This is a genomic window from Rhodoblastus sp. (assembly GCF_052145335.1).
Lineage (GTDB): Bacteria > Pseudomonadota > Alphaproteobacteria > Rhizobiales > Beijerinckiaceae > Rhodoblastus.
In genome coordinates, this window is sequence record NZ_JBKQOU010000102.1 from 1 (window position 1) to 12,566 (window position 12,566).

A 12,566-nucleotide genomic window follows, 5' to 3' on the forward strand; every position below is an offset into this window, starting at 1 on the left:
TCATAAGGTCCTCAAGGTAATTCCGTACGGAGGGGCTGTTTAATTCATTACGGAGTGGCTGTCACCAAAAAAGAGCACGCCAAGCGGGACCGCGACCAGCCGCACTTCAAGCCGCGATCGGTGGGAAACGCGTGAACCAACAGTGTTCCTGGCCAAGGCGTGGCTCCGCCACACGCCGACCGCCTGCGCTCCTGCTCAGGGCTGGCTTATGCGACAACATCAAAAACGCCCGCGGGCGGTCCGCGCTCGACCTCAATCCCGAGAGCTGAACAGCCCTGGACTCACCGGTAGCGCCGCACCGGTAACAATTTATTGCACGGCGGCGGCGGTTGGGGCATGTTCCCGCCGTCTGCTGGCCGCCATCACTGCGCCACCGGCGGCCACTATCGGAGAATTGCTATGTTTGTCTGCTCGATATGCGGTGGAAGCACGTTCGTTGATCATTCTATTCTTTGGGATCAGCTGGCTTCTGAGTGGCAACTCTCCCCTGACGAGCGCTCTTATATCGAAAGACAACAGGGCACTTCATGCACCTCCTGCGGATCGAACCTGCGCTCCATAGCGCTCGCCAATGCAATCCGTGCCGCGGTCGGGACCAATTTGACGCTGACTGAATTCGTCAAGACACCCGAGGCCGGGCTCCTCTCCCTGCTGGAAATCAATGAGGCTGGCAATCTGAGCTCGATACTGCGGCAACTGCCCGGCCATGTCCTGGCCACCTATCCGTCGGTAGACATGCACGCTATGCCATACTCAACCGATAGCTTCGACCTTGTAGTTCATTCCGATACGCTGGAGCACGTATCTAATCCGATACCAGCCCTTGCAGAGTGCCGCCGAGTTCTTTCTCCAAATGGCACGCTCTGCCTTACAATTCCGACAATCGTCGGCCGTCTCACTCGGAGCAGAGCGGGGCTACCAAAGAGCTATCACGGCAATGCTGCGACCGGATCTGACGACCTTGTGGTGCATACCGAATTCGGCGCGGACATGTGGACCTATGTCCTTCGCGCTGGTTTCTCAGCAGTTTCCATAACCTCCGTGGATTTCCCCTCGGCGCTGGCTCTCAGCGCTCGAAAGGAAAAAGTGGCGACTCGAAGCCTAGGGTTCCATCCATCCACGACCTGCAACACGAAAACTCCGAAACGGATAGTGGCAGTCCACTTTCCGAAGGCTGGCGGCTCGTCGCTGCAATCCCAGCTATTGGGCTTGTTGGGAGACAGTTTAGCTTTGGATTACGGCCACGACCCGCTTACCAGTGCTGGCCTAGAAACCGCCGAGTTTCCCGTGGGAAAGCGCGGAGTGTACGGTCACTTTAGCGCTCGGCGATATGCTTCGACTGACGGTTACTGGATGACTTTTTTGCGCGATCCGGTTGATAATTTAATCTCCATTTACTACTATTGGAAGTCCGTCACGGTGCCGGGCCACGACTTGCATGGCCGTTTTCTGAGAGAGAAGCCATCAATATTGGACTTTGCGAAGTATGCCGGCGTTCAACGGCTGATGTCTGAGACCTATTTCGGCGGGTTCGACATGGGCCGGTTTGACTTCATAGGTTTTCACGAGACGCGGGACAGGGATATTCCGCGCCTCGCCGCGGCTCTTGATCTCCCGCTTTCTGCCGAAGTGTACGTCAACAAAACCGAACCGTATACAGAACGGCACATCGTTGAAGACGACACCTCGCTTCGCAGACAATTGGCCGACTTGCTTGCGGATGACGTGGCGTTCTATGAGCGGTTACGGAACTAGCCCGCTTTTATACAGCGCTTTGGCAATCGTCGAAGCCGGCGTCTCTTGTCTTTGGCTACCGTTCTCGATGGGATGGGGCGAGTGGACGCTGTGCGCATCGGCGGCATGGATCGTCAGACGCTGCGCGACTGGGTTCATCGTTTCAACGCTCTGGGCATCGGTCCCTGTAGTGAATGAGGCCAGCCGCCGCATTTGCCTATCGACGCGACGCCGAACGTTTCGCCGCTCACCTCATGCGCTCATGTCGCGAGGACCTTAGGCGAGAAGCCGCTAAAGCCCCCTTTTTTGGCTTCCGTATCCTTCATGTCAGCTTCGAAGAGCTCAATATATTGAGATGCTACAAAGTCGATTTTGTACCTTTTGACGAGGTCTTGCACCAAAGAAAGCGAATTCGCGTATTTTTGCCTGTCAGTTGCGAAATCCGCGACAACTTGCGCACACTTCTCAATTTGAACTTCCCAATTGTCCAGCTCGATCACTTCACCAGCGAGGCCGTCCTTTGTCGTCAACATGTTTCTGATATCGCCTACATCCGAGGCAATATAGGGTCTCCCGGCAAAGAGACAATCGACAATAGTCAAAGGAAAACTTTCAGACTTGAACCTGGTCAACATGATGCCCATGTCCGCCGCCGCATAGTGGCCAACCGAGTTTTCACTGAAACCGGCCAAATAGACGAAATCGGGTACGCCGGTACTGCAGAACTCATCATAGACCACTCCGTTCCCCACCAATATGAGGCGAATGTCTCGGCCCGACAGCGCCCGCGCTCGTTCCACCACAAGTATCGTTTCTGCCCATCCCTTGTCTGGTATGGCGCGGCTGACGCAGCAAAGCGTGAAGGCGTCTTCCGGGATGCCCATGTGTTTGCGCGGGATCGGAACGATCTGAGGCGGTTGCATTCCATTAGGAAGCTTGACAAATCGTGGCGACGACTTGTCAAAAAGTCCGAGGTTGATGAAGGGAACGATATTCTTTTCTGCGGTATATACCCAAGTCGTGACGTTTTCGTCTGCACCGCTAAGCTCATCTTCCGTCACAGCGAAAGCTTCTCCATGCTCGATCATTCCATGGAGGGAGGCGATGTGCGCCCCCAGTTCTTTGAAAACATCCGGCGCTTGCAGCGGATATTTCTGAACATACCATTGGTGTGTGTTGAGCACTTCCACACCAAAGTCATGGATGATGCTCTTGACATCGTCAACATCCGACGTCTCGACAACCGGCACGTCATTCCGCAGCATCCTGCGAACGCCTTCTTCGCGCGGGCCAAAGCCCGCGCTGTACAAGAGAACCGAAAGGCCTTGCCGCTTGAATTCGTTCGCCAATCTGATCGGAAGGATCTCGGCGCCGCCAGGGTAAAAACCCATGGTCGCAACCATAACGTTCGGTAACCGGGATTCACGGGCATCGAGGATCGACTGGTAGTCGTACCACAGCGTGAATTCCTCTTCGCTCCCACGCACCTTCTTGTCGTACAATGTCTTAAAGGTTTGTCTGTTCTGATCGAGAACTGCCAACGGGACATTGTACAGCGAAGCTACCGTCCGGCACGCCATTCCGACTTCCCGATAAAAGACCTCCTTGTGGTACGTGGCCTGAGCCGCGCTACCTTCGTATCGCCGGAAAAAGTTCGTTGTTTCAGTGCTGTAAGCGATCTTTCCGCCCCGAATGAGGTGAAGATAGAAGACCCAGTCGCCGGCAACAGCCATCGAAAGCCAGGATTCATCATCCAGCAGGGGCATTTCAATGGGCCGCCGGAAGAGAGCGCCGCTTGCGTTGGGGATAGTGTTTTTGACGCCAAGAGCGGTCTTAACCTCGTTGTGGGCTGTCGCTACATATGAACTGTTCCATCTGTCCGCGCACTCGAGATCGTTCAGGTAGTCCTTTAAAGTCAGAACAGGAACTTCATTCTCGTCAACAAAGGAGCAGCTCGAATACGCAAGTAAAACAGCCTCATCCTCAAAACAACGGACGAGCACTTCGAGGAAGCGTTCGTCGCAGTAGTCGTCACTCTCCGCGATCCAGACAAGATCGCCAGTCGCCGCCTTGATTCCTTTGGCCCACTGACGGAAGGGGCTGCCCGAGTTCTTGTCGTTGTAGAGTGTGCGCGTGATGTCGGGGTAGTATTCCGCGTACCCGTCCAGCAGAAATCGGCTGCGATCGGACGAGGCATCGTCCATCAGGATGACCTCAATGTTCTTGTAAGTCTGGCTATAGATGCTTCTAAGCCGCCGACGCAGAAACCGTTCGTGGTTGTAATTTGGTACGATTACCGTGACCTTCGGCATTTGGGCGCCTGTCGCGACGCCGATTAGAGCGCGGGATGTTTCGTTTAACAGACAAAAACCACCTTGCCGGTCCGGCTCAAGAAAAAGACCCTCATTCCAATCGTTCCACCCATTCACGAACAAAAGGCGACGATCTTCGGGATGGGAAGCTCTCGTGCCGGCGATAGCGGCATCCATCCAGCGGCGGTATTCCTTGATATGAAAGCGTGTATACACAAGCGGGCGCGCAGGTTTTCTGGCGGTGTTATCCCGACCGAGCGTGACACAATCAAAGACCGGGTATGCAGCGTCTTGCGCCATCCGCGCCCGAGCAACGCCTTGGGAAGCGACCAAACAATAGGGCGCCACGTCGACCCCATTTTTGTTAACAGGCGAATAGTCGCCGGTCTCTCCCAAACCGGGAGCAAGGGGTTGGTCCAGCACGGCATCCCAGAAGTCGACGCGAGACAGGCCCGAATCGTCCTCAGCATCCAACGCATACCGACCGATCAGGAACGGACTGAAGCCCTCCTGATCGGTAAGTCTTTTTTGCAACTCCCTAAGCGCTGAGGCGGCATGTTGCGCTTCGCTCGACACGGAGACCAGGATTACCGCACGCCCCCGTATGCGGATAAACCGATCGTCGGACACCGCTCGTTCGAGAGAAGAGACCAGAGACTCGGGGAGGCCCCCTGCGCGCAGTTCTATTTGAACACAAAAGCGAAAGTCGACATCGTCGTGTGAGAGAAACAGGTCGAACGATCGGGATGGCGCTCCGTTATCCGCGCCGGCGTCCAATGGAAAGCAAAAGCCGTACAGTCCATGGCGCTTCGCCATTTCCGACTGTCGCTTCAGTGTCTTCCAATCCGATGGGTCATAGAACCCCAATGTTGTGTGAGGCAGGAGCGGTTGCGACTGGCCTTTGGAAACGGGCGGTCCGTTGCGCAATTCCGCCCAGTCGGGCGACCCGTAAAACGCGATCAGCCTGATGTCGGTCTCAGCGAAGCCGAATCGAATATCGTCTTCGTAGCGCGTCTCCGCATCGGGATCGAGCAGCCTCGCATCGGGACCCACGAGCCTCCCTTCCGAAGCGCCCGCGTGTACGTAATGCAAAAGTGGATTTATCTCCGCCTCGCGAATATCGCTGTAGATCGTCAGATAAGAACGTGTATCGAAGTCTTCAGAAGGATTTCTTCCTTCGTGCCATCCATGCTCGCAGTAGTGTCTGATTGCATCGGTAGGTAGCAGCTGCAATTCAGGATACATTGCGCAGTAGAACGCCTCGTCAAAGAGACCAGACTTCTTGATGTCCTCGACCGCGGCATCAATGGGGTCCGTGTCTCGACAAGGTGGCAAAGACGGGTTGCTGGTGGCCGCGTCAATCCCCGCGACTTCCGGGTCAATGCTTGAGGCCTTGTCTTGTTGGGATAGCAAAAACAATTTGCGGGCGCCGTGCCTCAATTCCGAAACGCCTTGCCTGATAGGCGCAACGGCGCTTCGCAAGGGCGCCAATGCGCGCCGATAGCGGGAGCGTAGGGTTTTGTTCAGACGCGTCCGCAAATATTGAATTTCAGCTTCCTTTGCCGTAACGATACGATCTAACGTATCGCTTAGATTCACGATCTGCCCGTCCCTGTCGATCACGGCATTGTTGAGATCGATTACGGTCTGGCTGAGATCTTTTGCCGAAGCGATTGCTTGCTCATGCTCGCGGCCCATTGATAGCAATTGCTGCCGCATATCAGCTGTTGATAGTTCAAGGTCTGCAATTTTTCTGTCCCGCCCTATCACGGCTTGATTGAGCTCCTTTGCCCAAGCGACTACTTTGTCATGCTCAAGGCCCAGTGAGACCAATTGCTGCTGAACAGCCGTCTTGGACGCTTCAAGGACGCAGTTCTCGGTCAAGGGCAGCGCGCCATCTGAAGCGATAGCCAACAGATAAACCGCGTTGCGTATTCCGGGGGTCGCGATTAGCGATTCATCACCTATATCGTAACTTCTAACTTGGCTAACGCTGTTTTCTTCAAAAATAGCGGACCCATAAATGACCCTCTGCCCTGCGATCCTGTGGTTTTTAAAATAGGCATCGAGCAGGGATGAGAACTCTTCGCGGTACAATTCTCTTAGATGATAAGAATTAGCATAACTTGGCCTGTCCGAATACTCTCGTTTGTCCGGACTTGAAATTATCAGCAAGCCACCAGGAACCAACACCCGCTTTATTTCACGCATCATCGCGTGATGCTCGATGTGATGTTCAATAGTTTCAAAGCTGACGACAATATCCACGCTCTGATCCGCTAGTGGAATTGCTGAGCAAGAGCCAAGCCGAAATTCCAAATTAGCAGCTTGATACTTCGCCGTGGCGTGAGCCACAGCTTCTGTTGAGATATCGACACCCACGACGCTGGCGGCACTTTTCGCCAACAACGCGGACCCATATCCTTCACCGCTCGCGATATCCAGTACGCGCTTCCCCGCTGAAAATTGTTTCGCAAATATATAACGGTGACGATGCTCAAGTTCTATATCCCCCCCAACTTCAGGAAGGTAACGCTCCCCAGTCCATGGCAACGCTTGCGAGCTGTCATTGTTGCGATCATTCATTCTCAATAGTCTCCACGGGCGTCGCGCTATTCAATTATTAAATAACACGGGCGCCGTATCCAATGATGCCGCGTGTGCATTTTCGGGTCGGGGGTATGGGCAATGCTCATATCGTGCTCGCCCGCTGAAAGCAACATTTGGCCTTGGCGGAGGCGCCGGCAATTTGGACTGACAGAGAAGGAATGAAGGGCGCCGGCCGTTTGATCCCCTTGGATAGCTATCGGCTGACCGGCGCGTTGAGGCTTCGCATCAGTTCGGCGAAAGCCGCCCGGCAACCGATAGATCTGGTTGGGGCGATCTTTGGGCGTTGCTTCCGAAATTGAAATCAGGTTCTAAAGTGGCGCCGCTTCTTTTTGCAAACGCAACCAGTCCCACGTATTATGGATCCCCTCCGCCAACGAGTAACGTGGGCGCCATCCGAAATCCGTTCTGGCGCGGGTGCAGTCGAGGACTGAGCGAGGAACATCGATCGCGCGGCCAAGTTTATAGTGCGTTTCGAACTGCGCGCCGGTAACTTTTCGGATCGTTTCGACGATTTCATTGACGGAAGTCCCGACGCCGCTGCCGGCATTATACACGCCCTCGTAGCGCGAGGTCCCCGCGAGAACGCAGATTTCGGCAAGATCGGCGACGTCGAGATAATCCCGCACAACGGTCCCATCACCCCAGATCTCTATTGCTTCTCCGGCGGCCACCCGTCTCAGAAAAGTCGAGATAACACCCTGCACGCCGCTATGGCCCTGCCTCGGTCCGAAAGGATTAGAAGCGCGGATAATGACCGTAGACAGTCCACGAGTCCGGCGATACGTCTCGATGTAGTGCTCGATAGCTACCTTGACGATGCCGTAGGAACCCACCGGCCTTAGCGGATGCGTTTCGTGGATCAGGGCCTGATCGGGAATGCCGTAGACCGTGCCACCCGAAGACAGGAAGAGGAGCCGGTTGACGTCGACGCTCAGCATTGTCTCGATGAGTTGGAGCGTGCCGATCAGATTTTCTCGCACATCCGTCTGCGGGTCGAGAGCGGCGGTCCCCGGAAAGGTCGTGCTAACAAGATGAAAGACCGCATCGACGCCAGTCATAGCTTCGGCTAGAGCCATACGGTCGATGAAATCTCCCAATCGATACTCCACCTGCGCCAGTGGTGGGCGGAACCTTTCGGACTGGCGGTCGAAAACACGAACGACATGCCCTCCCCGCAGCAACGCGTCCACCACATGGGACCCGATGAAGCCGCATCCGCCAACGACAAGAATCTTCATTGCGTTTCTCCTGCGCAAGCTCGCGCCAATCCGTTATCGAGTAACGCCTCGCACGTTGGTGACCATCGTCGTCTTGCCGTCGAGTCCTGGCACGACGCCGAACAATCGCTCGAACGCGTGCAGCATTGTTCCGTCAATTGGCAGCGGTTCAGCTGGATAGTCTTCCCAGCCGAAATCGAGGGCGACAAAGCGTTCCAGCACCGACGGCCGAATCCAGAACATTGTTCCGATCGGGAAATTGAACAGCTCAGGCAGCATGCCAAGCCCCATGCGCAGCGCCAGGTTCTCGGCTGCGCCGCGGTTCTCGGTCCAGCTTATGACGTGCGGATCGTCTGGATACACGATGCCGATCTTTGGATCCGCTGCCATTTCGGCGAGAATCCGGTCAAGCATCGGACCGCCTTTCGGACCGCCTAGCATGTTCTCCAACAATAAGTCGGACCAAGCTTTGACCATTTTCCGATCGGTGACATGAGTGCTTTTCTTGGTATGGACATGCCCGATGACATCGTACTCCGCCACAAGCCTTCTGCCAAACATCGTCAAAAGAGGCGCAACGTCCCGGCCGCGATTGGGAACGGTTTGAATATCGACGACCTTGCCTTTGTAACTTTGAAGGGCGTCCTGCAGGCCCTCCAGCCTGGACTTTGGCGCACTAACGAAAAGATCAGGCGCGCAGATATTTTCCGCGAGGCGGGATAAAATTTCCGGCAGGATTTCGGGATAAAAAACATGCAGATGAAGCGCCGCCTTGAGACTGGCGCCATCCCCGCGCCCAACGGAATGGCTGTCGTCCAGAACTGGGTAAGACCAAGGGCCAGCCGGCCTTCCCTCTCGCAAAAAACGCGCGAACGGATCCGCCCCGACTTGGGCGTCGCGATGCAGGGCAAAGAGGCCCGGGTAAAAGCCTGGCATAGGCTTTCGCAAGATGCCGCACAGCCGGTTGGAATCGAGGTAATCGGCCAGCAGTTCCTCTTCGGATTTGGACTCCCCATTCGCCGGTCGGTAAAAATCGGCGCGAAACGCCCCGGAGGCTATAATGGTTTGCATATCCTGATCCGCCTGCTCGGTTGACAAGAGCTTGCGTGACGCAACCTCGTCAAGGCGTTCGACATAGCGTGCGAAATCGAAAGCGCCGACCGCAGCGCTTTGCCCGCGCTTCACCACGTCGCCGCGCAGCGTATCGTTCGAGGCGAGGTCGAGAACCTTTCTCGCCATATCCGCACTGTCGAGATATCGCGCGACGCAGGCGTCGCCCAAACCGGTCTCGATCAGAAAATCGGCGATCCCGGTTGTACGATCAAAGCAAACAACCGGAATACCCGCCGTCAAAGCATCGATGGCGACATTTGGCAGAGGGTCGAGACGCGAGGGCACCAGAAGGAGATCGGCATTGGCATAGGCATATTCGATCTCACTCGTCGCCCGTATAATCTTGACCTGGCCGCCGAGTCCGCCGCGCTTGATCTGATCGGCAAGATAGACCGAGATCACCGTGTCGTTTTGCGGATCGTAGCCATCGCCGATCCAGACGAAACGGAATCTTCCGCCGCCATTCGTATTGATGACCCGGTTGGCGCACTCCACGAACAGGTCCAGCCCCTTGCGCATCTCGAAGCTGCCGGCGCCAATCACGACGAAATCGCGATCTTCCTCGCCGGCGGGCCTTAGTACTTTGTCCAGCCAGAGCCGCTCGCTTTTCACATCCTCCGGACTCTCGTTTTGGTTAGGGACAAGGCATTTTCCCTGAGGAATTACATGGATGAATCCGTTGCGCTCGATATTCAGCCGGTTAAGAGCGTTCTCGAGCGTGATTCTTGTCGAGAACACCACGTTGTCGGCGAATTTGAACACCTCGGGAAATGCCGACATTGGGCGGATGTTGGACGCGAATTCGTGCAGGAGGCAGATGGAGGGCACTCCGCGCGCCTTCAGTGCGGGGAGCACACCGCGCGACTCGACGCTGTTGACCAAGGCAAAGGCAATGTCGTGCTGGCTGCAAATCCGGTTCACAATGACCGAGATTTCGTCGATATCCATCACGCGACGATCGGCCTCGTATAGCGCCACGCCGGCTGATTTGAAATCCTCGAGCAGTTCGCCGCCACCTAATATCAAATTGGCGACATTATATTTCTTCGAGAGCTCACGGGCCAAATTCAACGCCAGAACCGGCGCCCCGGTTCGAGTCGCCTCATGGCTGACAATCATGATCGTCTTTTTCGATGCGTCCGCGGGCTTCCCCTGGAACGCTCGAGGTCTTTCAATCAGCTGCTCCACAAATGGCGGGGCTGCGACCTGCACAATCTGTGGGGCGACTAATTGCTGCGCGCCTGCAAGCGATCGTCGCGGGTCGCGCTTGGCGGCGCTGCTGGCCAGGCGCGCAGCGGTCCTTGGGGAAAGCGGGAGGCCCAGCGTCAAGATGCCTGTTATCAGCCGGAATTGGATCTTATCTCCAACTACTTTCAGCAGCTTTCCGCGCGCCCGTGCAAGTTCCAGCTGCAAATCAGCGATCACGTCGTTGAGCGCCTTCCGTTCGTCGCCGGCCGCGTCCAGAGCACGATAAAGCTCCGCTTTCTGAACGATCAGCTCCGACCGATTTGCAATCTCGGCCGACAATTCACCTTGAAGTCTCGCAAACTCGCCTTGGCGCCTTTCCAATGCTCCGTGAAGTCCTTCATTCTGTTTGGTCAGCTGCGAACATTTTTCCTTTATGGTCGACAGCTCATCCTGAAGTCCTGCGAGCCGGTTGCGGCGATCCCATTGGTCACTCAGGTTTTTCCCACAGGACATAAAGATTTGGCGGAAGCTGGTCGCCGCGTCGCGGGAGGTCGACATGGCAAAGAATTCAGTCAGTGCGGGATCGATTTTGGGTCCAAAGGCGATCACGCCGAGGCCGTGTCCATGCGGAAAGTTAAACGAAGGGTAGCGGCTCTCCAATTCCGCCCAGAGCTTCCAGCCGCCAAAATCCCTTTCTCGCACTTCGGTGTCATGGAACATGACGACCGCGCGTTCAGAGAGTTTTGGAATCCAGGATTCGAAATCGGCTTTGACGTCACCGAAAAATCGGATCCCATCGACGTGCAAAAGATCGACGCTTCCATCCGGAATGTGATCGAGCGCCTGGTCGAACTCCATGCGAAGCAGGCTGGAGAAAGCAGAATAGTTCAGTCGATTGTGCTCATCGACCTGTCTAAAAATTTCGTCGGAACAAAATCCTGCATGCTCATCGCACCGCCAGGTGTCAACGGCATAGCAACGCGTCTCCATTCGTTTTTCGACCGCCATTTGGCAGCAAGCAAAATAAAACATGCCATAATCCACGCCAAGCTCAACATAAACCCGCGGCTTAAGCGCATCGACGATCCAGAATGCAAACGGGACATGTTCTGTCCGTGCAGAAGGCGACCAGTATTCTGGAAGCTTAAAGCAGTTCTCGTTAACAAACATCGACATTAGTGGCTTTCCAGTCCATATCTATAGTTATAAATTAATTTGGACACTGCCGGAGCCGCGATTCTCTTCATTGTCCCTGGAGACAAAACGCGCTGCATCGCCCGTCCCGACGATCGCTCGCATCAGTTCGAACGGCGCGCCCCTGGTGTTGCGACAGTTGCGGTTGAGCACAGCGAAATTTGTCGGCGACGCTTCAAAGGCAATCATACGTCCCGACGGCCCCGCCAAATCACTGAAAGCAAGGCTGTGGGCGCCGAAACAGGCGCCGACGTCGAGCACCGTGTCGCCATCTTTGATGAAATACGCCAGAGCGTCGATTTCCAGCTGCGCCCATTCACCGTACGTCGCTATTGATCGCCCTATAATCAGATCCGTGGCGGGCGCGGCGATTAGGCCATAGCGCGATGGTAATGGAATGGTTTCAATATCTTCGGACATGCGACGCCATTCGTTGATTTCTGCGCGGAACTGACTTTTTGACCGACAAGCGGCCGACCTTCGCACTTCTGGCGCGACAAACATGTGGAAGTCAATATCTTAGATTTGCACCGATGTCGTAGTGTCGACCACTCCAGATTCCGTGCTGATTGACAGCCAGGATCGAGGAAGCTCGTAAAATATGAGCCTTTTCGCAAATTCGGAATCCGCAGCTCCACCGTTCCGGTCCGCGCGGCCCCCAGTGTTTGGTTCTGGAGGAGCCGCGAACCGATCCCCCTCCCGGCCGCCCCGATTCGTCGCACGATACTCGGCCGATTTTGGCGAGGTAAAAGTGGCGTTTCTTGTGTTGAATCTCGGTCAACAGCTGCAGCGGCAAGTCGAAAGCCGCCGGCGAGACCAAGTCGCGAAAGGCGCCGCGCGCAGAATGACGGTTGGCAGAGAATGACTGCCAACGGCGCTGTTGCGGACCGCGGCAAGCGTCTCGACGCCGGCGCGGGCCGCGCCCAACCGCCAGGCGTCAATGTCCTCTGCGCTGATGGGACGGCGTGTGGCCAAGGCGAACACTGCATTCACCATCGCGTGGAGGATCAGTTCTCCGCTGATCTGGCTGCGATCGACGGCGGGCGCGTCATTGGGAAGGGGATCTGCACCCCCTAGGTGTGAGCTTGCAAAAGGTTGTCCATCCGGACCGGACCGAGGAAGATGGAGTTGCGAAGCTTCACCTTTTCCCGGAGGCCCGGATGAACATCCATAAGAATGCCCGTTTGACCTCGCACGG

At 55.8% G+C, this 12,566-nt stretch carries 5 protein-coding genes and 1 pseudogene; 2 read left to right on the forward strand and 4 right to left on the reverse strand.

The window, feature by feature from the left end:
- Window positions 1-336: 336 nt before the first annotated feature.
- Together ACLP2E_RS07730 and ACLP2E_RS07735 are read left to right on the forward strand one after the other, a co-directional pair.
- Window positions 337-1,755: a class I SAM-dependent methyltransferase gene (locus ACLP2E_RS07730; protein WP_442465581.1), complete on the forward strand. Its 1,419-nt coding sequence runs from the start codon at window positions 337-339 to the stop codon at window positions 1,753-1,755.
- Window positions 1,756-1,782: 27 nt separating this feature from the next.
- Window positions 1,783-1,914: pseudogene (locus ACLP2E_RS07735) on the forward strand (helix-turn-helix domain-containing protein); the annotation flags it as partial.
- A gap of 80 nt (window positions 1,915-1,994) precedes the next feature.
- Here the strand turns inward: ACLP2E_RS07735 and ACLP2E_RS07740 are convergent.
- The 4 genes from ACLP2E_RS07740 to ACLP2E_RS07755 form a co-directional block, all read right to left on the reverse strand.
- Window positions 1,995-6,632: a glycoside hydrolase family 99-like domain-containing protein gene (locus ACLP2E_RS07740; protein WP_442465582.1), complete on the reverse strand. Its 4,638-nt coding sequence runs from the start codon at window positions 6,630-6,632 to the stop codon at window positions 1,995-1,997.
- A 332-nt stretch (window positions 6,633-6,964) separates the two neighbouring features.
- The gene (locus ACLP2E_RS07745) at window positions 6,965-7,894 is read right to left on the reverse strand and encodes an NAD-dependent epimerase/dehydratase family protein (protein WP_442465583.1); all 930 of its coding nucleotides are present in this window, start codon (window positions 7,892-7,894) and stop codon (window positions 6,965-6,967) included.
- Between the two features lie 33 nt (window positions 7,895-7,927).
- Entirely contained in the window at window positions 7,928-11,350 is a 3,423-nt protein-coding gene (locus ACLP2E_RS07750; RefSeq protein WP_442465584.1) for a rhamnan synthesis F family protein, read from the reverse strand.
- Between the two features lie 27 nt (window positions 11,351-11,377).
- The gene (locus ACLP2E_RS07755; protein ID WP_442465585.1) at window positions 11,378-11,788 is read right to left on the reverse strand and encodes a hypothetical protein; all 411 of its coding nucleotides are present in this window, start codon (window positions 11,786-11,788) and stop codon (window positions 11,378-11,380) included.
- Between the last annotated feature and the right edge of the window lie 778 nt (window positions 11,789-12,566).

Excerpts from the sequence above, each read along its gene's own strand:
- ACLP2E_RS07740 (WP_442465582.1), bottom strand. The coding sequence starts at position 6,632 with ATGAATGATCGCAACAATGACAGCTCGCAAGCGTTGCCATGGACTGGG.
- ACLP2E_RS07750 (WP_442465584.1), bottom strand. The coding sequence starts at position 11,350 with ATGTCGATGTTTGTTAACGAGAACTGCTTTAAGCTTCCAGAATACTGG.
- ACLP2E_RS07730 (WP_442465581.1), top strand. The coding sequence starts at position 337 with ATGTTCCCGCCGTCTGCTGGCCGCCATCACTGCGCCACCGGCGGCCAC.
- ACLP2E_RS07745 (WP_442465583.1), bottom strand. The coding sequence starts at position 7,894 with ATGAAGATTCTTGTCGTTGGCGGATGCGGCTTCATCGGGTCCCATGTG.
- ACLP2E_RS07755 (WP_442465585.1), bottom strand. The coding sequence starts at position 11,788 with ATGTCCGAAGATATTGAAACCATTCCATTACCATCGCGCTATGGCCTA.